This window comes from Sphingomonas sp. S-NIH.Pt3_0716 (assembly GCF_003950715.1).
GTDB lineage: Bacteria > Pseudomonadota > Alphaproteobacteria > Sphingomonadales > Sphingomonadaceae > Sphingobium > Sphingobium yanoikuyae_A.
This window is the reverse complement of the sequence record NZ_QLJK01000013.1, coordinates 117,885-138,898: the sequence shown is the minus strand read 5'-3', so window position 1 is coordinate 138,898 and position 21,014 is coordinate 117,885. Positions and strand designations below refer to the sequence as shown.

16 protein-coding genes and 3 tRNA genes are annotated in these 21,014 nt (G+C 65.9%); 12 read left to right on the top strand and 7 right to left on the bottom strand.

Going from position 1 to position 21,014, the window contains the following annotated elements; all coding sequences use genetic code 11:
• Positions 1-2,950: bifunctional proline dehydrogenase/L-glutamate gamma-semialdehyde dehydrogenase PutA (putA, locus tag BRX37_RS12715; protein ID WP_125987376.1), on the top strand; the 2,950-nt coding region annotated here is incomplete at its 5' end.
• Positions 2,951-3,008: 58 nt separating this feature from the next.
• Here the strand turns inward: putA and BRX37_RS12710 are convergent.
• Positions 3,009-3,437: an organic hydroperoxide resistance protein gene (locus BRX37_RS12710; RefSeq protein ID WP_125987374.1), complete on the bottom strand. Its 429-nt coding sequence runs from the start codon at positions 3,435-3,437 to the stop codon at positions 3,009-3,011.
• A 128-nt stretch (positions 3,438-3,565) separates the two neighbouring features.
• On the opposite strand from BRX37_RS12710, the gene BRX37_RS12705 reads away from it, so the two are divergent.
• Positions 3,566-4,030 carry a MarR family winged helix-turn-helix transcriptional regulator gene (locus BRX37_RS12705; RefSeq protein ID WP_125987372.1) on the top strand — a complete coding sequence of 155 codons (465 nt, stop codon included), beginning with the start codon at positions 3,566-3,568 and terminating at the stop codon, positions 4,028-4,030.
• On the opposite strand, the gene BRX37_RS12700 is transcribed toward BRX37_RS12705, so the two are convergent.
• A complete protein-coding gene (locus BRX37_RS12700; RefSeq protein WP_125987370.1) occupies positions 3,981-5,648 on the bottom strand; it encodes an FAD-dependent oxidoreductase in 1,668 nt (555 codons plus the stop codon). The genes BRX37_RS12705 and BRX37_RS12700 overlap by 50 nt on opposite strands.
• 205 nt (positions 5,649-5,853) lie before the next feature.
• On the opposite strand from BRX37_RS12700, the gene BRX37_RS12695 reads away from it, so the two are divergent.
• Genes BRX37_RS12695 through BRX37_RS12685 form a run of 3 tightly spaced genes read left to right on the top strand, consistent with a single transcriptional unit; the run spans position 5,854 to position 11,934 of the window.
• Positions 5,854-9,267 (top strand): response regulator, encoded by a 3,414-nt coding sequence (locus tag BRX37_RS12695; protein ID WP_125987368.1) that lies wholly within the window; start codon positions 5,854-5,856, stop codon positions 9,265-9,267.
• Positions 9,252-10,127: a CheR family methyltransferase gene (locus tag BRX37_RS12690; protein WP_048937350.1), complete on the top strand. Its 876-nt coding sequence runs from the start codon at positions 9,252-9,254 to the stop codon at positions 10,125-10,127. The genes BRX37_RS12695 and BRX37_RS12690 overlap by 16 nt, the downstream gene beginning before the upstream one ends.
• Positions 10,117-11,934, top strand: a complete 1,818-nt coding sequence (locus BRX37_RS12685) for a response regulator (RefSeq protein ID WP_125987366.1) — start codon at positions 10,117-10,119, stop codon at positions 11,932-11,934. Before BRX37_RS12690 ends, BRX37_RS12685 begins: the two co-directional genes overlap by 11 nt.
• A 171-nt stretch (positions 11,935-12,105) precedes the next feature.
• Here BRX37_RS12685 and BRX37_RS12680 read toward each other — a convergent pair.
• Together BRX37_RS12680 and BRX37_RS12675 are read right to left on the bottom strand one after the other, a co-directional pair.
• Positions 12,106-12,182: transfer RNA gene (locus BRX37_RS12680), tRNA-Pro, on the bottom strand.
• 104 nt (positions 12,183-12,286) lie between these two features.
• Positions 12,287-12,562, bottom strand: coding sequence for a JAB domain-containing protein (locus tag BRX37_RS12675; RefSeq protein WP_125987364.1), 276 nt, complete (start codon positions 12,560-12,562; stop codon positions 12,287-12,289).
• A 204-nt stretch (positions 12,563-12,766) separates the two neighbouring features.
• Here BRX37_RS12675 and thyA point away from each other — a divergent pair, with 204 nt between their 5' ends.
• From thyA to BRX37_RS12655, 4 genes are all read left to right on the top strand, one after another.
• On the top strand, positions 12,767-13,702 hold the full coding sequence (gene thyA, locus BRX37_RS12670; protein WP_125987386.1) for a thymidylate synthase: 936 nt from the start codon (positions 12,767-12,769) through the stop codon (positions 13,700-13,702).
• A gap of 117 nt (positions 13,703-13,819) precedes the next feature.
• Complete coding sequence (locus BRX37_RS12665) at positions 13,820-15,115, top strand: 3-methyl-2-oxobutanoate dehydrogenase (2-methylpropanoyl-transferring) subunit alpha (protein WP_010337241.1); 1,296 nt, start codon at positions 13,820-13,822, stop codon at positions 15,113-15,115.
• Between the two features lie 53 nt (positions 15,116-15,168).
• Complete coding sequence (locus BRX37_RS12660) at positions 15,169-16,173, top strand: alpha-ketoacid dehydrogenase subunit beta (RefSeq protein ID WP_125987384.1); 1,005 nt, start codon at positions 15,169-15,171, stop codon at positions 16,171-16,173.
• A 94-nt stretch (positions 16,174-16,267) separates the two neighbouring features.
• Positions 16,268-17,566, top strand: coding sequence for a dihydrolipoamide acetyltransferase family protein (locus BRX37_RS12655; protein WP_125987362.1), 1,299 nt, complete (start codon positions 16,268-16,270; stop codon positions 17,564-17,566).
• A gap of 45 nt (positions 17,567-17,611) precedes the next feature.
• On the opposite strand, the gene BRX37_RS12650 is transcribed toward BRX37_RS12655, so the two are convergent.
• Positions 17,612-18,082: a hypothetical protein gene (locus BRX37_RS12650; protein WP_026109315.1), complete on the bottom strand. Its 471-nt coding sequence runs from the start codon at positions 18,080-18,082 to the stop codon at positions 17,612-17,614.
• Between the two features lie 165 nt (positions 18,083-18,247).
• On the opposite strand from BRX37_RS12650, the gene BRX37_RS12645 reads away from it, so the two are divergent.
• From BRX37_RS12645 to BRX37_RS12635, 3 genes are all read left to right on the top strand, one after another.
• Positions 18,248-19,402 (top strand): AI-2E family transporter, encoded by a 1,155-nt coding sequence (locus BRX37_RS12645; RefSeq protein ID WP_125987360.1) that lies wholly within the window; start codon positions 18,248-18,250, stop codon positions 19,400-19,402.
• Positions 19,403-19,443: 41 nt separating this feature from the next.
• Positions 19,444-19,520 (top strand) — tRNA-Asp (locus tag BRX37_RS12640).
• Positions 19,521-19,600: 80 nt separating this feature from the next.
• A tRNA-Asp gene (locus BRX37_RS12635) sits at positions 19,601-19,677 on the top strand.
• A gap of 103 nt (positions 19,678-19,780) precedes the next feature.
• Here the strand turns inward: BRX37_RS12635 and aqpZ are convergent.
• Positions 19,781-20,512 (bottom strand): aquaporin Z, encoded by a 732-nt coding sequence (gene aqpZ, locus BRX37_RS12630; RefSeq protein ID WP_125987358.1) that lies wholly within the window; start codon positions 20,510-20,512, stop codon positions 19,781-19,783.
• Between the two features lie 256 nt (positions 20,513-20,768).
• Positions 20,769-21,011 carry a DUF2842 domain-containing protein gene (locus BRX37_RS12625; RefSeq protein WP_010337236.1) on the bottom strand — a complete coding sequence of 81 codons (243 nt, stop codon included), beginning with the start codon at positions 21,009-21,011 and terminating at the stop codon, positions 20,769-20,771.
• Positions 21,012-21,014: the final 3 nt, after the last annotated feature.

Below are 21,014 nucleotides of genomic sequence, written 5' to 3'. Positions count from 1 at the left end.
CGACGCCGCGCGCTATTATGCCGATTATGAAAAGGCGATCCACGCCATCGGCAAGGCGTCGGCCGGGCGCGGCATCTATGCCGGCCCCGGCATCTCGATCAAGCTGTCGGCGCTCCACCCGCGCTACGTTCGTGCGCAGGCCGACCGGGTGATGGACGAATTGCTGCCGGCGGTGAAGCAGCTTGCGCTGCTGTCGAAGCGCTACGACATCGGCCTCAACATCGACGCGGAGGAGGCCGACCGCCTCGAACTCTCGCTCGACCTGCTCGAAAGCCTGGCGCTTGATCCCGACCTTGCCGGCTGGGATGGCCTGGGCTTCGTCGTCCAGGGCTATGGCAAGCGCTGCCCCTTCGTCATCGACTGGATCATCGACCTCGCCCGTCGCGCCAATCGCCGGATGATGGTGCGCCTGGTCAAGGGCGCCTATTGGGATGCGGAGATCAAGCGCGCGCAGGTCGACGGCCTCGCCGATTTTCCGGTCTATACCCGCAAGGTCCATACCGACGTCGCCTATGTCGCCTGCGCCAGGAAACTGCTGGCCGCACCTGATGCCGTCTTCCCGCAATTCGCGACCCATAATGCCCAGACGCTGGCCACCATCTACCAGATGGCCGGGCCGGACTTCGCGATCGGCAAATATGAGTTCCAGTGCCTGCACGGCATGGGCGAGCCGCTCTATGAACAGGTCGTCGGCAAGGACAAGCTCGACCGTCCGTGCCGCATCTATGCGCCGGTCGGCACGCATGAGACCCTGCTCGCCTATCTCGTCCGCCGCCTGCTGGAAAATGGCGCGAACAGCAGCTTCGTCAACCGCATCGCCGATCCCGATGTCTCGATCGAGGAGATGATCGCCGACCCGGTCGAGATCGTTCGCGCCATGCCGCATCCCGGCGCCCGGCACGACCAGATCGCCGCGCCCGCCGGCCTCTATCCCGATCGCCGAAATTCCGATGGCATCGACCTCAGCGATGAAGGCGCGCTAGCTAAGCTGACACAGGCGCTGCAGCACAGCGCCACCATCGCCTGGACCGCCGCGCCCGAGGGCGGGGAAGGGGAAGCCCGCCCGGTCTGCAACCCCGCCGACCATCGCGACATTGTCGGCACCGTCTGGGAAGCGAGCGCCGATCACGCCCGCGCCGCCGCGATTCGCGCGGCCAACGCTTGCTGGCCCAACACGTCGGTCGCCGATCGCGCCGTCCTGCTGGAGCGGGCGGCCGACGCGATGCAGGACCGGATGCCGGTGCTGCTGGGCCTCATCATGCGCGAAGCGGGCAAGTCGCTGCCCAACGCCATCGCCGAAGTGCGCGAGGCGATCGATTTCCTGCGCTATTATGCGGCGCAGGCACGCGGCACCTTCGGCCCGGATCAGGCGCCGCTGGGGCCGATTGTCTGCATCAGCCCGTGGAACTTCCCGCTCGCCATCTTCACCGGACAGGTCGCGGCGGCACTGGTCGCCGGCAATCCGGTGCTGGCCAAGCCCGCCGAGGAAACCCCGCTGATCGCGGCCGAAGCCGTGCGCCTGCTGCATGAAGCCGGCGTGCCCGGCGATGCGCTGCAACTGCTGCCCGGCGACGGCCGGATCGGCGCCGCGCTGGTCGCTGCGCCGGAAACGGCAGGCGTCATGTTCACCGGCTCGACCGAGGTCGCCCGGCTGATCCAGCGCCAGCTCGCCACCCGCCTCTCGCCCGCGGGCAAGCCGATCCCGCTGATCGCCGAAACCGGCGGCCAGAATGCGATGATCGTCGACAGTTCGGCGCTGGCGGAACAGGTGGTGGCCGACGTCATCGCCTCCGCCTTCGACAGCGCCGGCCAGCGCTGCTCGGCGCTGCGCATATTGTGCCTGCAGGAGGATGTCGCCGATCGCACCCTCACCATGCTGAAGGGGGCGCTCAGGGAATTGCGCATCGGCCGTACCGATCGGCTGGCGGTCGACACCGGCCCGGTCATCACGGCCGAGGCGAAGGCGGGCATCGAACAGCATATCGCCGCGATGCGCGCGCTCGGCCGCAAGGTCGAGCAGCAGGAACTGCCCGAAGAGGCGGCGCACGGCACCTTCGTCGCGCCGACCATCATCGAACTGGACAGCATCGCGGACCTCAGCCGCGAAATATTCGGCCCTGTGCTGCACGTCATCCGCTTCCGCCGCGAGCGGATGGATGCGCTGGTCGATGCGATCAACGCCACCGGCTATGGCCTGACCTTCGGCCTGCACACCCGCCTCGACGAGACGGTGGCCCGCGTCACCGCGCGGGTGAAGGCCGGCAATATCTATGTGAACCGCAACGTCATCGGCGCGATCGTCGGGGTTCAGCCGTTCGGCGGGCGCGGCCTGTCTGGCACCGGGCCAAAGGCGGGCGGACCGCTCTATCTCGGCCGCCTGACCCGCACCGCGCCGGTCTTTGCCGAGCGGGTCGGCTATCTCGCTTCGCCGATCCATGATTTCGTCAGCTGGCTGGAGGCGCAGGACGATCATGAAGCGGCGGCGGTCGCGCGCCATTATGGCGATGCGTCGGCGCTCGGCGTCGAACTGGCGTTGCCCTGCCCGGTCGGCGAGACCAACCTCTATGCGCTGCATCCGCGTGGCTTGCTGTTGCTGCGTCCGGGCACGCGGCGCGGCCTGCTGGCCCAGATGGCCGCCGTGCTGGCGACCGGCAATCGCGCCGTGATTGAGGGCGCTCCGCTGCCGCAGGGCCTGCCCGCCAGCGTCGCCGCCCATTTCCTCGCCCAGCCGGACGCGCCTTTCGCCGCGATGCTGGTGGAGGGGGATGTCGACCAGATCCTCGCCGCAACCCAGGCGGTGGCCGAACTGGATGGGCCGATCGTCACCGTCCACGCAGCCGCGCCCGGCGACGAGCGCGCCTGGCATCTCGACTGGCTGCTGGAGGAGGTATCGACCTCCATCAACACGACCGCCGCGGGCGGCAATGCCAGCCTGATGATGATCGGCTGATGATGAAAAGGGCGGCCCGCACGGGCCGCCCTTTTTCTTTGTGGCAGGTCGCCGCGCGTCAGGCGACGCTGAGGCGCACGTCGATATTGCCGCGGGTGGCGTGCGAATAGGGGCAGATCGTGTCCGCTTCGGCGACCAGCGCCTCGGCCGCAGCCTTGTCGACGCCCGGCAGGCTGATTTCCAGCGCGACGTCCAGGCCAAAGCCCTTGTCGCTGCGCGGGCCGATGCCGACCGTGGCGGTGACGCTGGCGTCGGCGGGCACGCGGGGCAGGTCCTTGTCCTGGCTGGCGGCGAACTTCATCGCGCCCAGGAAGCAGGCGGCATAACCCGACGCGAACAGCTGTTCGGGATTATTGCCCTGGCCATTGCCGCCCAGTTCCTTGGGCGTGCCCAGCGTCACCGCGAAGCTGCCATCGGTGGTTGCGGCCTTGCCGTCGCGGCCGCCGGTTGCGGTGGCGCTGGTGGAATAGACGATCTTGCTGCTCATCGATCGGTCCTTTCATTTAATCATCTGCGATTAAATCGCGTGCGATCTATATGTGCCTGCCGATCTGAGTCGTCAACCCTTGCGATCATATCGCGTGCGATTTATATTTCGGGGCAAGGAGTATCGCCATGACCACCCCCGCCATGACTGCCCAAGATACCGCGCGCGGCGCGCTCGACGATTTTCTCTGCTTCGGCGTCTATTCGACCGGGCTTGCCTTCAACCGGCTCTACAAGCCGCTGCTCGATCGCTACGGCCTCACCTATCCCCAATATCTGGTGATGGTGGCGCTGGCCCGGCGCGATGACCAGACGGTCGGCGCGCTGGGCGGTCAGCTCTTCCTCGAATCCAATACGTTGACCCCGCTGATCAAGCGGCTGGAGGCGGCGGGCCTCGTCACCCGCCAGCGCGACACGGCCGACGAACGGGTGGTGCGGGTGCGCCTGACGCAGCAGGGGCAGTCGGTGGCACAGGACGTCTCAACTTGCGTCCCCGCCGAACTGATGGAGGCCGTCGGCATCTCGATCGAGGAAATCGCCGCGCTCAACCGGTCGCTGGTGACGTTGCGGGAGAAGCTGCAGCGCGCGGCCTGACCGCCCCGTCATTCACATGGCTCCAGATACGCGAGATCACGACCGATCCTTCGCCTACGGCAGAAGCGACGCGCTTCACCGATCCGGCACGCACGTCGCCGACCGCGAAGATGCCGGCGCGTGAGGTTTCATAGGGGGAGGGGGCCTCGACCGCATCGCCGGTCAGCACGAACCCCTTGTCGTCCAGCGCCACCAGTCCCGACAGCCAGCCGGTATTGGGCGCCGCGCCGACCATGATGAACAGGGCGCAGCAGGCGATCTCGCGCGCGCTACCGTCGGTCTTGCGGATCGTCACCGCGTCGAGCTGCGCATCGCCATGCAATGTGTCAATTTCGGTGTCATAATGAATGGTGATCGCCGGGTCTGCCTCCAGCCGGCTGGACAGATAGCTGGACATCGACAAAGCGAGCGAAGGCCCGGGCACCAGCAGATGGACATGGCGCGCGCTGCGGCTGAGGAACATCGCCGCCTGGCCGGCGCTGTTGCCGCCGCCGACCACCACCGCTTCGGCCTGGCGGCAATAGCGGGCCTCATTCTCGGTCGCGGCATAATAGATGCCGGCCCCTTCCAGATCGGCGAGCCGGTTGATCGGCAGGCGCCGATATTCCACGCCGGTCGCGACCAGCACCGCGCGGGCGCAGATGCGCTGGCCATTGTCGAAGACGCCGCAATAATGGCCGTCGCCGGTTTCCTCCAGCGCCGTCACCCGGCGCGGCATCAGGAAGCGGGTGCCGAACTTCATCGCCTGCACCTCGCCGCGCCAGACGAGGTCGGCGCCGGAAATGCCGGTGGGAAAGCCCATATAATTTTCGATCCGGCTCGACGTGCCGGCCTGGCCACCGATCGCGATATCCTCCACCACCAGCGCATTGAGCCCTTCGGCCCCGGCATAGACGGCGGCCGCCACGCCGGCCGGCCCACCGCCCACGATCAGCAGGTCGACCGTCTCATTCTCGGTAAAGCCGCGATCGAGGCCGAACAGCCGGGCGACCTTCTCGGGCGTGGGATCGGCAACGACATTGTCGCGACCGAAGATCACGGCAGGCTGGTCCGCCTGCGCGCCGCAACTGGCCGCCACCCGCCGGGCATCGTCGCTGCCCAGGGTGTGCGATGTGTAGGGCAGGCGGTTGCGGCTGGCGAACTCGGCGATGCAGCGCACCGCCCGGTCCTCATCCTCGCCGATCAGCACCAGGGTGCTGTCGCCCATGTCGAGCTGTCGCCGGCGTCGCGCCGCCAGCACGGTGATGATGATGTCCGACATCTCCGGGATCGCCGCCATCAGCCGCAGCATCGCCGGGCGCGGCACTTCCAGCACGCGGGTGTCACGCGCCGCACGCATCGGGATCGACCAACTGCCGCCGCTCAGGAAGGATATCTCGCCCATGAACTGGGTCGGCCCGATGGTGGAGGGAACATGCCGTTCCTCGCCGAACGGATTGACCACCTCGATCTCGCCATCCTCGACATAGATGAAGCGGTCGACCGGGTCGCCGGGCCGGACGATATAGGTGCCGGCGGGATAGATGGCCTCGCTGCCTTCGGCGCGCAGCGCCGCGACATGCTCGGCCGTCAGCGGCACACGCTGCATCTCCCGCAGATCGCGCCCGATCGTCTCCATCCCCGGCCTCCCGCCACTCCGTGTCGCGCGATGATGGCGATGGTGCAGCCTGTGCGCAATGGTCGCGGGTGCTCGGGATGCGATCAGGCGCATCAATAGGTTGATCTCGATCAGCCCTGGCGCTCCGGCGCAAGGTGGCGCTTGCTTTCGTGCGGAAATGCCCCTTAGTCGGCACCTCCGTCACGGCAACGACAACAGGATGATAATGGGCAAGGCGAAATTTGGCTCCGTCAGCGGGCGCACGGATGCATGGGCGGCGCTGGGCCTGTTCCTCGGGATTGCCTTCTTCCTGGTAAGCGGCGCTGTCGCCTATCTCAATATTCAGGGCCTGGGCGAGAGCGACCGGGCGATCCGCCATACCCATAATGTGCTGATCGCGCTCGATGAACTGCTTTCGACCGCGCAGGATGCCGAGACTGGCCAGCGCGGCTATCTGCTGACCAGCGATCGCGGCTATCTGGAGCCCTATGAGAATGCGGTGGCGACCATGCCCGGCCGGCTCGATGCGCTGGCCAGGCTGACCCGCGACAACCCGACCCAGCAGAATAATCTCGCCCGCCTGCGGCGTCATGTCGATGCCAAGTTTGCCGAACTCAGGGAAACGATCGAGGCGCGGCGCAACCAGAGCATCATCCAGGCACTGACGATCGTTACCACCGGCCGCGGCAAGCAGGAAATGGACGCCGTCCGGGCCCAGCTCGACACGATGGCGCGTGAGGAATTGCGACTGCGGGAAATCCGCCTCGCCGACATGGCATCGGCCTCGCAGACCGCGATCATGTCGGGCCTCGTCACCGGCCTTCTGGGCGTGGTGCTGACCATCGCCGTCTATCTGCTGGTACGCCGCAACAGCAAGGCGCGCGCGCGCCAGGCCTGGTTGCAGGCGGGGCATCTGGGGCTGGCCGACGCCATGCGTGGCGACCAGAGCGTCGAGCAGCTGGGGGAGGCGATCCTCGCCTTCCTCGCGCGCTATCTCGGCTTCCAGGGCGGTGCCCTGTTCAAGGGCGAGGAAGGCCAGTTCAACCGCGTCGCGACGCTCGGCGTGCCGGCCGATGCCGACATGCCGCAGCGCTTCGTCGCCAAGGAAGGCCTGCTGGGTCAGGTCGCGGCTGAAGGGTGGGCGCAACTGCTGCATGATGTGCCCGATCATTATCTGACGATCGGCTCAGCCTTTGGCCGCGATCGTCCCCGCCATCTGCTGATCGTGCCGACCGTGACCGACGGCGTCGTCAATGCGGTGCTCGAACTGGGCGCCTTCGATCCGGTCGATGACCGCGTGCTTGAACTGCTGGAGGAAGCGAGCGCCGGCATGGGCATCGCACTGCGCTCGGCCCGTTTTCGCGCCCGGTTGCAGGACGCGCTGGAGGAAACCCAGCGCCAGGCCGAGGAATTGCAGGCCCAGGGCGAGGAACTGCGCGCCAATAATGACGAGCTGGAAACCCAGAGCCGCCAGCTTCAGGACTCCGCCTCCCGGCTGGAGGCGCAGCAGAGCGAGCTGGAACAGACCAATGTCCAGCTGGAGGAGCAGGCCCGTCACATGCAGGCGCAGCGCGACGATCTCGCCCGCGCCCAGCTGTCGCTCCAGCAACAGGCCGCCGAGCTGGATCAGGCCAGCCGCTACAAGTCCGAATTCCTCGCCAATATGAGCCATGAGCTGCGCACGCCGCTCAACTCGCTGCTCATCATGGCACGGCTGCTGGCGGAAAACCGGGCCGGCAATCTCAGCGCCGATCAGGTGCGCCATGCCGAGACGATCGAGACGTCGGGCAATGATCTGCTGACCCTGATCAACGACATTCTCGACATTTCCAAGATCGAGGCGGGCAAGCTGGAATTGCAGCCGCGTTCGGTGCGGATCGCGCCGATGCTGGACAAGCTGCAGGCGATCTTCGCGCCCTCGGCCCAGGCCAAGGGCCTGTCCTTCCGCCTCGCCGCCGGCGCCGATCCGGTCGAGATCGAAACCGATCCGCAGCGCGTCGAGCAGGTGCTGAAGAATTTCCTGTCCAATGCGATCAAGTTCACCGATCGGGGCGAGGTCGCGCTGACCGTCGGCCGGCATGCGGATGGCCGGGTCGCCTTCACCGTGCAGGACAGTGGCGTCGGTATTGCGGAAGCGCAGCAGAAGCTGATCTTCGAACCCTTCCGCCAGGCCGATGGCACGATCAGCCGCAAATATGGCGGCACCGGCCTTGGCCTATCCATCTCGCGCGAACTGGCGCGGCTGCTGGGCGGCGAACTGCGCGTCGAAAGCCAGCCGGGCGAGGGCAGTGCCTTCTCGCTGCTGCTGCCCGATCGCTTCGATCCCGCGCTCAGCCATCTGCCTTCGATCAGCCTGGCCGAGGCGCCGCGGCCCCAGCCGGTGGCGCCCGCGCGCCAGCGTGTCGCCAGCCTGGTCGATACCCAGGATGATCGCGAAACCCTGTCCGGGGATTCGCGCCTGATCCTGATCGTGGAGGATGATCCGGTCTTTGCCCGCATCCTGTGCGACATCGCGCATGAACAGGGCTTCCAGTGCCTGATCGCCGGCACCGCCGACGAAGGCGCGCTGATGGCTCGGCAATATCTGCCCCATGCCGTGATCCTGGACATGAACCTGCCCGACCATACCGGCCTGTCGGTACTCGACCGGATCAAGCGCGACATGCGCACCCGCCACATCCCGGTCCATGTCGTGTCGGTCGATGATGACAGCCAGGCGGCGCTGGCCAGCGGCGCGATCGGCTATCTGTTCAAGCCGGTGAAGCGTGACGCGCTGATCGACATGCTCGAAGGGCTGGAGGCGCGCATGGCTCAGCGCATGCGTCGGGTTCTGGTGGTCGAGGATGACGCCCAGCAGGCCGAGAGCATCAAGTTGCTGCTCGCCTCGCGGGAGGTCGAGACGCTGGAGGCCCATTCGGCCGCCCAATGTTTCGAGATGCTGGGCCGCGAGACCTTCGACTGCATGGTGCTCGATCTCAACCTGCCCGATGCGTCCGGTTTCGACCTGCTCGAACGGTTGAGCGCGGACGACAGCGTCGGCTTCCCGCCAGTCATCGTCTATACCGGCCGCGACCTCGGCGCGGAGGAGGAACTGCGCCTGCGCCGCTATTCCAAGTCGATCATCGTCAAGGGCGCCAAGTCGCCCGAACGGCTGCTGGATGAAGTGACGCTGTTCCTGCATCAGGTGGTGTCGGAGCTGCCCGAACCCCAGCAGCAGTTGATCGCCCGTTCGCTCAGCCGCGACGAGGCGCTGGAAGGCAAAAATATTCTGGTTGTCGAGGATGATATACGGAACGTTTATGCCCTCACGAGCATTTTCGAACCCCATGGGGTTCATGTCCGTATCGCACGCAATGGCCGCGAGGCGCTTGTCGCGCTCGAAGAGGCTGCGCGCGCCGATGCGCCCAAGGTCGATCTCGTGCTGATGGACGTGATGATGCCCGAAATGGACGGGCTGACCGCGATGCGCGAAATCCGCAAGCAGGGCTGGGGCGTGGGCCTGCCGATCATCGCGCTCACGGCCAAGGCGATGGCGCAGGACCAGCAGGAATGTCTGGCGGCCGGTGCCAACGATTATCTCGCCAAGCCGCTCGACGTCGACAAGTTGCTCAGCCTGGTGCGTGTATGGATGCCGCGCTGATGGAGGAGCATTTCGGGCCGCGGGACGAGCTGGAGCTCGACCTGCTGCTCGAAGCGATCTTCCGCCATTATCATTACGACTTTCGCGGCTATTCGCGCGGATCGCTGCATCGCCGACTGGCTCGTGCCCAGCATCAGCATGGCTGCGACAGCCTGTCCCAGCTTCAGCATCTGCTGCTGCGCGATCCCGCCGTATTCGCCGACCTGATGGGCTTCCTCACCATCCAGGTGAGTGAGATGTTCCGTGATCCCGCCTATTTCCGGGCATTGCGCGAGCAGGTCGTGCCGCATCTCAAGACCTATCCCTCGCTCAAGGTGTGGATCGCCGGCTGCGCCAATGGCGAGGAATTCTACTCGCTCGCGATCCTGTTCCGCGAGGAAGGGCTGGAGGATCGCACGATCTTCTACTGCACCGACATCAGCCCGGCCGCGCTCGAAAAGGCGGAAGCGGGCATCTACGCGATCGATCGCCTGCCGCAATTCAGCGAGAATCATCGGCTTGCGGGCGGGAAGGCCTCGCTGTCCGATTATTATACTGCCGCCTATGGCGCTGCCGTCTTCGACAAGACGCTGCGTCGCCGCGCGGTCTTTGCACAACATAATCTGGCGAGCGACCAGGTCTTCGGGGAGGTACAGCTGGTGTCCAGCCGCAATGTGCTCATCTATTTCGATCGCGAATTGCAGGACCGCGCGCTTGGTCTGTTCGGGGAATCGCTGGTCCGCGGCGGCTTCCTCGGGCTGGGCTCGAAGGAAACGCTGCGCTTCTCGCGCTATTCCGATGGCTTTGCCGATTTCGACGAGGGCGAGAAAATCTATCGCCGCAACCTGCAGGATCTGAAGGCGCTCGACCATGCAGCCTGAGCCCACCAAGATCCTGGCGGTCGACGATGTCGAGGAAAATCTGACCGCGCTTGAAGCGCTGCTGGCGGACGAGGGCGTGACCCTCATCAAGGCGCGGTCGGGCGTGCAGGCGCTCGAACTGCTGCTGGTGGAGGATGTCGCGCTGGCGCTGCTCGACGTGCAGATGCCGGGCATGGACGGGTTCGAGCTGGCGGAACTGATGCGCGGCACGGAACGGACCCGGCGTGTGCCGATCATCTTCCTGACCGCCGTGGCGACCGACGAGCGACGCCAGTTTCGCGGCTATGAAAGCGGCGCGATCGACTATCTGTTCAAGCCGGTCGACCCCCATATCCTGCGGCACAAGGTCGCCTTGTTCGTCGAACTGTTCCAGCAGCGGCAGGAACTGGCGCGGGAACGGGACAGCCATGCCGCGGCGCTGGCCCGCATTCAGGCCCATGGCGACAACAGCCCGTTGGCGATCGTAGAAATCGACGCCCAGCGCCATGTCGTCGCCTGGTCCAAGGGAGCGGAGCGGCTGTTCGGCTGGCGTGCGGCAGAGGTGGCAGGCTTTGGCGCGTCCGAACTCAAATGGCTGGACGACAGCCAGCGCGGCGACTTTGCCGGCCTGATGGACGAGATGATCGCCGGCACCGTGCCGCGCACCAACCGCCTGCTGCGCTTCCACACGGCCGAGGGACTGACCCTCGATTGCGAATGCTATTGCTCGGCGCTGCGCGATGCCGCCGGCCGGCTTTTCTCGATCAGTCTGCAGATCCTCGACGTGACCGAACGCAAGCGGGCGGAGGCGACGCAGAAGCTGCTGATCGGCGAGCTCAACCACCGGGTGAAGAACACGCTGGCGTCGGTCCAGGCGATCGCCACCCAGACCTTGCGCCATTCGTCCGGCCCGTCCGATTTCGCCCCGACCTTCATCGGTCGCATCCATGCGCTGGCCAGCGCCCATTCGCTGCTGAGCGGCGAAACCTGGCAGGCCGCGCGGCTGGGCGATCTGATCGAGGGGCAGGTGACGATCGGCGCGATCGACGGAGAACGCTTCCATTGGAACGGGCCGGAGGTCGATCTGCGGCCCGAACCGGCGCTGCACCTGGCGCTGGTGCTGCACGAACTGGTGACCAACGCCCATAAATATGGTGCGCTGTCGGCCCCGGCCGGCCGTGTCGAGCTGGAATGGCGCCTGACCAATGACCAGTTGGTTCTGGATTGGCGCGAACGCGGCGGCCCCCCGGTTTCGCCGCCCAGCCGTCGCGGCTTCGGCACCGCGCTGATCGAGCGCAGCCTGCGTTCCGACGGCGGCAGTGCCCAGCCCCATTACGGCGCCGAGGGCATGGGATGGACGCTGACGCTGCCCTATGCCTCCAGCCCGCGCCTGCGCAAGAAGGCGCGTCCGGCGCCCCGCGAACAGGGCGCGAGCGCCAGTGGCAGTGACGGCAAGGCGCATCTGGATGGCCGCCGGCTGCTGCTGATCGAGGATGAGCCGCTGGTCGCCTTCGAACTGGCCGCGACGCTGGAGGATGCCGGCGGCCATATCGTCGGGCAGGCTGCGACTGTGGCCGATGCGCTGGCCCTGATCGATCAGGCGGAATGCGACCTGGTGCTGCTTGACGGCAATCTCCAGGGTGAGGGCGTGGAGCAGGTTGCGCGTGTCCTGGCGGACCGGGCCATACCCTTCCTGTTCGTCAGCGGCTATGGGCGCGATCATCTGCCCGAGGCGTTCGATGCGGTGCCGGTGATCGAAAAGCCCTTCAAGGTCGCCGACTTGATCGACGCGATTGCCAAATTGGCGGTGCCGGCAACCGAGAAGTAATAGGCTCTTGAAGTCAGGACAGGGGGCGTACCGAACCGGGTTCGTTATGCCCTCGGTCGGTCCGCGGTCCAAAGGGCATGCAAGGAAACAGAACGCAAATACCCCGGACTTCCGATGGAAGTCCGGGGTATTTCTGCTTATCGTCCCGAACCGAAGTCCGAACGAATAAGTTGGTCGGGGAAAGAGGATTCGAACCTCCGGCCCCTGCCTCCCGAAGACAGTGCTCTACCAGGCTGAGCTATTCCCCGACCGGTGCCGAAGCCGCTTTTGGGGCGGCCCCGTAAGGCAGGAGTGCGCCTATAGAGAGGGGTTTGAGGGCTGGCAAGCCACCTGATGCGCTTTTTTGAAAATTCTACAAAAGACCCGCATCGCGGAAGCTGAAACAGCCGCTCGGCGTGTCGATCCGATGGTCGGCCAGGTGGATGTCGAGCGCCCGCAGCCGGCGGTGCAGGCTGCGGGTCAGGGCGATATCGACCGGCTGCGGCGCCGCAGTGTGCCGCCGCTGGTGCAGGATGACCCGTCGCGCATCGCTGGCCAGCAGATGCGCGACCAGGCAGGGCCAGTTGCCATCGGGGTGCAGCCGGTCGCGCGGCTGGCCGTCCTCGTCGAGAATTATCAATGTCAGCATCGCACCCCCTGGGCACGCAGCCTGTCAGCAATGCGCCGGGAGCGGAGACGCGGAATGATCCGTAGTGGCGGAACGGGGCAGGCCGGGCCGGCAGTCGCATCCGTTATGGTGCGACCTTTGGTCGGGACAGCGGGGCAGGGGGGATGCTACATGGACGGGACGCCCAGATTCATTCCCATCCCAGGATCATCGACCTTGCACGCCATGTCGCCGCAGCCGCCCCATTATGAAGAGCAATATCTCGACCTGATGCGCCATATCTGGCGCCATGGCGACGAGCGGATCGACCGCACCGGTGTCGGCACCCGATCGATCCTGGGCGCGACTTTGCGATTCTCGCTGGCGGACGACGCGGTGCCGTTGCTCACCACCAAGCGGGTCTATTGGAAGGTCGCCGCGCGCGAGATGCTCTGGTTCCTGACCGGCGACACCAATATCCGCGAGTTGGTGAAGCAGAATGTCCATATCTGGACCGACTGGCCGCTCGACAGTTACCGCAAGGCGACTGGAGAGGATATCGACCGCGACGCGTTCGAGGCGCGAATCATCGAGGATGAGGCCTTTGCCCGGCAATGGGGCGATCTTGGCCCGGTCTATGGCGCCCAATGGGTGAACTGGCCGCGCTACGAGCCGGCCGGGGACGGCCTGTTCCGCCGGGCGGCGCAGGGCCACAACCAGATCGCAGCACTGGTCGAGGCGATTCGCACCAACCCCGGCTCGCGCCGGCTGCTCTTCACCGGCTGGAATGTCGCGGAAGTCGCGCAGATGGCCTTGCCGCCCTGCCACATGACCTATCAGTTCCAGGTTTCGGACGGCCGCCTCAACGGCCTGCTCTTCCAGCGCAGCTGCGACCTGGGATTGGGCTTTGCCTTCAACATCTTTGGCCTGTCGATGATCACCCGGATGCTGGCCCAGCAATGCGATCTGGAACCGGGCGAGGTGGTCTGGCAGGGCGGCGACGTCCATCTCTACCTCAACCATGCCGATCTGGTGGAGGAGCAGATCAGCCGCACCCCGGCTGGCGCGCCGAAGCTGCGGATCAATCGCCGGCCTTCGAGCATTTTCGACTATGGCATCGAGGATTTCGAGGTGCAGGATTATGCGCCGCAGGCCCATATTTCCGCGCCTGTCGCTGTTTAAGGAGACAGCGAAGGCGACAGGCGAAAAGGAATTGGGTCAGTAAGGCTTGCCTTGCGCGGCGTTGAAATATAATAATTGCCACAAGCAATATTATTGCAACGCACAATAGGAGGCAGGATGACCGATTCGATCGAATCCGGCGCTGTGACGGACGGGCAGGGACGCAACCTGCCGCCGCTGCAGCTGCATGTGCCCGAGCCGCCCGCGCGGCCCGGTGAAAGCGCGGACTTCACCCATTTCGACATTCCCGCGGCCGACGCGGCACCGCGCCCGGATGAGGCGACCCACCCTTCGCAGATGCGCGACTTCGCCTATGGGCTGGTCCGCGTTCTGGATGAGGATGGCCATGCGGTCGGCGCCTGGGATCCCAAGCTGCCGGCGGACACGCTGCTCAAAATGCTGCGCTACATGGCGCTGACCCGCGCCTTTGACGGCCGCATGTTCCGCGCCCAGCGCCAGGGCAAGACCAGCTTCTACATGAAGTCGACCGGCGAGGAGGCGGTGTCGATCGGCGCCGCGCTTGCCCTGTCGCGCGACGACATGTGCTTCCCCTCCTATCGCCAGCAGGGCATATTGATCGCGCGCGACTGGTCCATCGTCGACATGATGAACCAGATCTATTCGAACAAGGGCGACCGGATGAAGGGGCGCCAGCTGCCGATCATGTATTCGGCGCGCGAGGCCGGCTTCTTCTCCATCTCCGGCAATCTCACCACCCAATATCCCCAGGCCGTGGGCTGGGCGATGGCGAGCGCGGCCAAGGGCGATACCCGCATCGCCGCCACCTGGTGCGGCGAGGGCTCCACGGCGGAGGGCGATTTCCATTCGGCCTGCACCTTCGCCAGCGTCTATCGCGCCCCGGTCATCATGAATGTGGTGAACAACCAGTGGGCGATCAGCAGCTTCTCCGGCTTTGCCGGGGCGGAGGCGACCACCTTCGCCGCGCGCGCGATCGGCTATGGCATTGCCGGGCTGCGCGTCGACGGCAATGACGTGCTGGCCGTCTATGCTGCCACCCGCTGGGCCGCGGATCGCGCCCGCGCCAATGGCGGCCCGACCCTGATCGAACATTTCACCTATCGCGTCGAAGGACACAGCACGTCCGACGATCCGACCGCCTATCGCTCCGCCGAGGAAAGCAGCAAATGGCCGCTCGGCGATCCGATTGCGCGGCTGAAGCAGCATTGCATCACGCTGGGCATCTGGGACGAGGAACGCCACGCCGCGATGGACCAGGAACTGGCCGAGATGGTCCGCGACGCCGCGCGCGAGGCCGAAAAGAACGGCATATTGGGCCATGGCCTCCACCATCCGATGGAAAGCATGTTCCAGGACGTGTTCGAGGACATGCCCTGGCACCTGAAAGAACAGCAGCAGCAGATGCTGGACGAATGGAAGGCGGCAGGGCTGTGAACGACATGCGCATGGAAACGGTCGCCGCCGGCGGCCAGGACGAACCCGTCCAGATGAACATGATCCAGGCGATCAACAGCGCGCTGGACGTGATGATGGGCCGCGACCCCGATGTCGTGGTAATGGGCGAGGATGTCGGCTATTTCGGAGGCGTGTTCCGCGCCACCGCGGGCTTGCAGCAGAAATATGGCAAGAACCGGGTGTTCGACACGCCGATCACCGAATGCGGCATCATCGGCGTCGCGGTCGGCATGGGCGCCTATGGCCTGCGGCCGGTGCCGGAAATCCAGTTCGCCGACTATATCTACCCCGCGCTCGACCAGTTGGTGAGCGAGGCGGCACGGCTGCGCTATCGTTCGGCCGGCGAGTTCATCTCGCCGATGACGGTGCGCTCGCCCTTTGGCGGCGGCATCTTCGGCGGCCAGACCCACAGCCAGAGCCCGGAAGGCATCTTCACCCATGTGTCCGGGGTCAAGACGGTGATCCCGTCCACCCCCCATGATGCAAAGGGCCTGCTGATCGCCGCGATCGAGGATAATGACCCGGTCATCTTCTTCGAACCCAAGCGCATCTATAACGGCCCGTTCGACGGCCATTATGACACGCCGGCCAAGAGCTGGGCGGGCCATGCAGATGCGCAGGTGCCACAGGGCTATTATCGCATCGACCTCGGCAAGGCGCGGATCGCCCGACCCGGCGAGGCGCTGACCATCCTCTGCTATGGCACGATGGTCCATGTCGTTGAAAACACCGTGGCAAAGCTGGGTATCGATGCCGAAATCGTCGACCTGCGCAGCCTGGTGCCGCTCGACATCGAGACGATCGAGGCGTCGGTCAGGAAGACCGGCCGCTGCCTGATCGTGCATGAAGCAACGCGGACGTCCGGCTTTGGCGCCGAACTGTCGGCGCTGGTGCAGGAACGCTGCTTCTACCATCTCGAAGCGCCGATCGAGCGCGTCACCGGCTTCGACACGCCTTATCCGCACAGTCTGGAATGGGCCTATTTCCCCGGCCCCGTGCGCATCCGCGAAGCCATCAACAAGATCATGAAGGACTGAGGGCTATGGTCGTTATACCTCCCTGTTCCGTTCGTGCCCAGCACGACATTTGCCAGATCATTCCTACGCCCCTGCACGAACGGGGGAGGATGTAATGGCTCTTTTCACATTCAAGCTGCCGGACATCGGCGAAGGCATTGCGCAGGCGGAGATTGTCGGCTGGCACGTCCAGGTCGGCGACCGGGTCGAGGAAGACCAGCCGATCGCTGACATGATGACCGACAAGGCGACGGTCGAGATGGAAAGCCCGGTCGCGGGCACCGTCGTGCGTCTGGCGGGAGAGCCGGGCGATCAGGTGTCGATCGGATCGATGCTGGTCGAGATCGAGACGGAAGGCGAGGGGGCGTCTGCCGCACCCGCGCCGACGGTCGAAACGGTCGAGGCCTCCATTGATGCTCCCCTCCCTTCCAGGGAGGGGCCGGGGGTGGGTGGCGAGCAAAGCGAGCTGCCTGCCGTTGAGCCAGAAGCACCGGCTTCGCCGGTACCCACCCCTAACCCCTCCCGGGAAGGGAGGGGGACTGATTCTGCCGCCCCCATCCTTGCCTCCCCTGCCGTCCGCGCACGCGCCAGGGAACTGGGTGTCGATCTCGCGCTGGTGAAGCCCAATGGCGACCATATCCGCCATGCCGATCTCGACGCCTATCTGCTCTACGGCTCGGGGCAGGGCTATCGCCCGGCCGGCCGCACGGCACCGCGCGCCGACGAGCAGGTAAAGGTGATCGGCATGCGCCGCCGCATCGCCGAGAATATGGCCGCGTCCAAGCGCCACATCCCGCACTTCACCTATGTCGAGGAAATCGACGTCACCGCGCTGGAGGAGGCGCGGGCGCAGCTCAACGCCCATCGCGGCGATCGGCCCAAGCTCACCATGTTGCCGCTGCTGATCGTGGCGATCTGCAGGACTCTGCCCGACTTCCCCATGCTCAACGCCCGTTATGATGACGAGGCGGGCGTGGTGACGCGCCATGGCGCCGTCCATCTCGGCATGGCGACGCAGACCGACGCGGGCCTGATGGTCCCGGTGATCCGCGACGCGCAGGACAGGAATGTCTGGCAACTCGCGACCGAGATCCGCCGCCTCGCCGACGCCGCGCGCAGCGGCAAGGCGACGTCGGCCGAACTGTCGGGCTCCACCCTGACCCTGACCTCGCTCGGCCCGCTCGGCGGCATCGCCACCACCCCGGTCATCAACCGGCCCGAAGTGGCGATCATCGGCCCCAACCGCGTGATCGAGCGGCCGATGTTCCGGGGGAAGGAGATCGTCGCGGCGAAGCTGATGAACCTGTCGATTAGCTGCGACCATCGCGTCGTCGACGGATGGGACGCCGCCAGCTTCGTCCAGGCGGTGCGCAAGCTGCTGGAAACGCCTGTCCTGTTGTTCGAGGGCTGGTGAATGCACGGGATCGGGGCGGCCATTGTCGCCCCGATCCAGCCTGCGTCAGCGCACCTGCGCTCGATAGGTCAGCCGCCCCGATTGTCCCGGCGCCACGCTGTCGGGCAGGCGCCAGCGTATATGGGTAATATCCTCGGGCGTAGCGCGGCGGACACCGCCCAGCGGCGTCGGCAGCCATAATTGCTCCAGTCGGCCCCAATGGGCGCCGCCATCGACCGATGCCTGCATGGCGGGATCGGTCAGGTCGAGCAGGGTGCCGCGCGGCACCTGGCGAACCACGGTCAGCCCATGGGCCGTCCGGCTGCCTTCATGGCGCCAGTCGACCACGACGATCAGCTGGTCGCCCGACATGGCGCGTTCGGCATTGGCGACGGTGCGGCGCGGGCGGCCATTGATGTCGGTCTGCACCCGTTCGACGAAGGTCCGGCTGTCGAGCCGCATATCCTGCGCCCCGGCCTGCCAGGATGCGGCCATGCCTGCGATCAGGCCCAGTCCCGCGATCAACCCTCTTGCCATGCGATATCCCCCTTATCGAATGTCCGCATCTCCTACGGCCAGTCTCCCCAATATTTGGTTAAGCCCCTGTTTGCCGTCTTCCTGATGCGATTCGCCGATGGCATTTGACCGGCCGGAGCGCCGGGTGCAGAGCAACATGGCGAATGCACAGGGGACGGATCGGGCGTGACCACCAACGAGGAACTGGAAGTCAATCGGCGGCGCGACCGTTTGCTGGCGTCGATCGCCTTGTCTTCGGGCGTCGGCCTGTTGCTGGCCTTGCCCTTCGCCCTGCGCGCCGGGGCCGAGTTCTTCCTGCCGCTGACCGCCGCGCTGGTGATTGCGATCGCGCTGGTGCCGCTGCTTGAATGGCTGGAGCGGCGCGGGCTGCCCTCGGGCCTGTCGGCGCTGCTGGCGGTCGTCGCTTTCCTCAGTGTCGCCAACACCGCGCTGGTGCTGATCGTGGTGCCGGCGACCGACTGGTTCCGCATCCTGCCCCAGCGCCTACCCAAGATTCAGGCGACGCTGGCGCCGCTCATCGATTTTTATTCCCAGGCCCAGCGATTCGTCGACGAAACCGTCCAGATGCTGGTCGCGGGGCCGGCATCGGTCGCGCACCGGGCGGCGGTGGAAACGCCCGGATCGCTGCTGCAGTTCGCGGCCGCCGCCGCTCCGTCGGCGATCATCCAGATGGTGTTCGCGCTGCTCATCATCTATTTCTTCCTTGCCGGCTGGACCCGGCTGCGCCGCCGCACGATCAACAGCCGGGGCAGTTTCGACGGCGCCATGGCGGTCGCGCGGGTGATCCAGAATGTGGTCGACGCCACCTCCGCTTATGTGATGACGATCGCCACCATCAACCTGTGCCTCGGCCTCGCCGTGGCGCTGGCGCTCTGGCTGATCGGCATGCCATCGCCCTGGATGTGGGGCGGCATCGTCGCCTTGCTCAACTTCATTCCCTATTTCGGGCCGATGCTGGCCGCCGTGCTGCTGGCGCTGGGCGGCCTCATGGTGTTCGACGATGTCTGGACGGCGCTGCTGCCCGCCTTTCTCCAGATCGGTTTCCATCTGGTGGAGGCCAATGTCATCACGCCCACCATCCTTGGCCGTCGCCTGACGATGAACCCGCTGCTGATTCTCGTTTCGCTGACCTTCTGGGGCTGGGTCTGGGGCACGCCTGGTGCGCTGCTCGGTGTGCCGTTGCTCATCATCGTGCAGACCGTCGTGGCCGCCGCCGGCACGCCCGACATCGCCGGTTTCCTGTTCGAACAGGGGACGCTGACGGTCAGCCGTCGCAAAGAAAATGCAACAAGTGAAGAAACTGATGGCGAGGACGGTTGACAGCTTGGCCGGACCCGCATAGACGGCCGCCCACACCGAACGCGGGTGTAGCTCAGTTGGTTAGAGCGCCGGCCTGTCACGCCGGAGGTCGCGGGTTCGAGCCCCGTCACTCGCGCCACTTTCCTTGACCGGAAAGTCGGAAGGTAAACAGATTTGCATCATCTGGTGACCATGGGTCACGATAGGATGCCGCCCTGCGCGGGTGTAGCTCAGTTGGTTAGAGCGCCGGCCTGTCACGCCGGAGGTCGCGGGTTCGAGCCCCGTCACTCGCGCCACTTCATTCTCGAAGTGACCCGATCGCCAGGCGATCCTTTTTTCCCTCACATCGATACAGGCCAGCGGGCCGACACCAACGGCATCGGCCCGTGACGATTCGTCTCAGAGATGCTCGCCCGTCACGTGCGGCGGCAGCGGTTCGTTGGCGAGCCAGCGATAGACGCCGCCGGCGGCCAGCGCACCGATGATCGGCGCCACCCAGAACAGCCAGAGCTGATGCAGCGCCAACCCGCCGACCAGCAGGGCAGGACCGGTGCTGCGCGCCGGATTGACCGATGTGTTGGTGACCGGGATGCTGAGCAGGTGGATCAGCGTCAGCGCCAGGCCGATCGCGATCGGGGCAAAGCCCGCCGGCGCGCGGCTGTCGGTCGCACCCAGGATCACGCTCAGGAAGCCAAAGGTCAGCACCACCTCGATCGCCAGCCCTGATTCGAGCGTGTAGCCGCCCGGCGAATGCAGGCCATAGCCATTGACCGCCAGGCTATTGGGCGCCAGCTCATAGCCCGGCTGGCCGCTGGCGATGAACAGCAGCAGGGCGGCTGCGATCACCGCGCCCACCAGTTGCACGACGATATAGGGGGCGATGTCGCGGGCCGGAAAGCGGCCGCCGGCCCACAGGCCGATCGTCACCGCCGGGTTGAGGTGGCAGCCCGAAATATGGCCGATCGAAAAGGCCATGGTCAGCACCGTGAGGCCGAAGGCCAGCGCCACGCCCAGCAGGCCGATGCCGACATCGGGAAAGGCCGCCGCCAGCACGGCGCTGCCGCACCCGCCGAACACCAGCCAGAATGTGCCGAAACATTCGGCAAACAATCGCTTGCTCAATGGAACCATCAACGCCTCCTGTTGCACTGTGCGCCTGCCACCGGACATGGTTTGAGACCGGTGCGGGGTGGCGCCGCCCGGAGAATGCAGGATGATCGAAGGGAGCGGTCCGCGGCATGGGCGGCCGATGCTGGTGACTGGCGCATGGACATGCCGTTGCCCCCGTTTCCGGCGAGCCGCCGGCATCGCGCATGGCCGCGATGCGTCCGCTATGGTCGCCTAACGCTCAGGGATAAGGCGAAACACCATGGGCTGGGCATCGGGATTAACCCTGACGCCAGCGCCCCGTTTCCATCCAGGCGAGCAGCCGCCGCAGCGGCAGGATCCAGATCCAGATCAGGCCCAGGAAAATATAGACCGGCACCTGGCCCCACATCGGCAACTGGCCGATCAGCGGCGACAGGCTGCCGACCAGCACGGCCCAGCCCAGGATCAGCCCCAGGATCGCGAACATGCCGGCCGGCTTGCGCCAACTGGGCTGATGATAATGGCGCGGGTCGATGCTCATCGG